General features: G+C 73.3%; 1 protein-coding gene. It reads right to left on the bottom strand.

All coding sequences use genetic code 11. The annotated features are described in order from the left end of the window. Positions 1 to 829, bottom strand: an 829-nt coding sequence (locus tag ACEN88_RS33055; RefSeq protein ID WP_413346524.1) for a hypothetical protein, incomplete at both ends; no start/stop codon positions are given.

Genomic DNA, 829 nt, shown 5'->3' with positions numbered 1-829 from the left:
CTCCCCTTGCGCGCCTTCGAGGCGGGCCAGCAGCGCCCACGCTTCGTCCAGCGCGACGGTCGCGCGGCGGCTGTGGCGCATGCGGCGCAGTTGTTCGTCCAGCGCGAGCGGCTGTCCCGGCGCGGCCAGCACGAGGGCGGGCATCGTCGTGATCTCGACGGACAGCCGGTCCAGCCGCTGCAGCAAGGCCTGCTGCTGGCGGAACTGTTCCTGCCCGTTCGGCAGCGCGCCGAAGCGCAGGCCGCACATCAGGCAAGGCAGCTCCAGGAACAGCCGGCGCATGGCCTTCGCGTCGGCCAGGTCCGGCACGACCTTCTCCGCCACGGGCGCGGGCGCCGCGGCCGCTGTGCTTCCGACTGCGCGCGCGGCGAGTTGCGCCGCGTAGTCGACGCCGTCCAGTTCGACGGGCACGCAATCGTCCACGGTCAGGCCGAAGCGCAGGTACAGCAAGCGGTTCAGGCCCTGGCGGAACGCGTTCCACTCGTCGATGTCCGCGCACGGCGGCAGCTCGAGCACGCCCTGCGCCAGCGCGCTGCGCACCGCACTTTCCACTTTCATGCGCAGCGCGGCCAGGTCGACGCGGCCATCCGCTTCGGCGGCCAGGTACAGGTCGAAGCGCTTGCCCGCGGCGGCGGGGTCCTGCGGGTCGATGGCGAACGTCGTGCGCAGGCCGATCTCGGGCGCCTGCGCGTACGGGGCCACGGCTATCGTGTACGGGCCCGGGTGGAACGCCCACGCGAGTTCGCCGGGACGCAGCTCGACCTTTTTCCCGGCCGGCGTCGTGGCGCGGCGGGGGCGGCCGTCCGCGTCGACGATGACGACGCGGACG

The organism is Massilia sp. CT11-108, from assembly GCF_047302915.1.
In the GTDB taxonomy this organism is placed as follows: domain Bacteria; phylum Pseudomonadota; class Gammaproteobacteria; order Burkholderiales; family Burkholderiaceae_D; genus Telluria; species Telluria orientalis.
Note: the sequence above shows the minus strand (reverse complement) of the source record. Positions and strands in the feature narration are given on the sequence as shown.